1 protein-coding gene is annotated in these 899 nt (G+C 67.7%); it reads left to right on the top strand.

Annotation, left to right across the window (positions count from 1 at the left end; translation table 11 throughout):
* Positions 1 to 899 (top strand): 3-deoxy-7-phosphoheptulonate synthase (locus tag ACTWQI_RS29865; RefSeq protein WP_443275228.1); only part of this gene is annotated, 899 nt, incomplete at both ends.

The following is an 899-nucleotide window of genomic DNA, read 5'->3' as shown; positions in this document are numbered from 1 at the left end:
CCTCCGCTGGTTTTCGCGGGCGAGTGCGACCAGCTGCGTGCCCGTCTGGGAGCCGTCGCGATGGGCGAGGCGTTCCTGTTGCAGGGTGGCGACTGTGCCGAGGCCTTCGACGCCGTGGGCGCTGACCAGATCCGCAACAAGCTCAAGACGCTGCTCCAGATGGGTGCCGTGCTGACCTATGCCGGCTCGGTGCCGGTGGTGAAGGTCGGCCGGATCGCCGGTCAGTACAGCAAGCCGCGTTCCAAGCCGACCGAGACCCGTGACGGGGTGACGCTGCCGACCTACCGCGGTGACTCCGTCAACGGCTTCGAGTTCACCGAGGCCGCCCGGATCCCGGACCCGGAGCGGCTCAAGCGGATGTACCACGCCTCCTCCGCCACGCTGAACCTGGTGCGGGCCTTCACCACGGGTGGCTACGCCGATCTGCGCCAGGTGCACGCCTGGAACCGGGACTTCGTGAAGTCCTCGCCGTCCGGGCAGCGCTACGAGGCGTTGGCGCGCGAGATCGACCGGGCGCTGAACTTCATGAACGCCTGCGGGGTGGACCCGGAGGAGTTCAAGACGGTCGAGTTCTACGCCTCGCACGAGGCGCTCATCCTGGATTACGAATCGGCGCTGACCCGCACCGACTCGCGCACCGGTCAGCTCTATGACGTGTCCGGGCACATGCTGTGGATCGGCGAGCGCACTCGGCAGCTGGACGGCGCGCACATCGAGTTCGCTTCGCGGATTCGCAATCCGATCGGGGTGAAGCTGGGTCCGACGACGACGCCGGAGGACGCGCTGACGTTGATTGAGCGGCTCGATCCGGACCGGGAGCCGGGTCGGCTGACCTTCATCACGCGGATGGGCGCGGACAAGATCCGCGACCGGTTGCCGGAGCTGGTGGAGAAGGTCAC

It is taken from the genome of Streptomyces sp. KR80, assembly GCF_052245555.1.
Taxonomy (GTDB): domain Bacteria; phylum Actinomycetota; class Actinomycetes; order Streptomycetales; family Streptomycetaceae; genus Streptomyces.
This window is presented reverse-complemented; position numbering and strand designations above follow the sequence as displayed.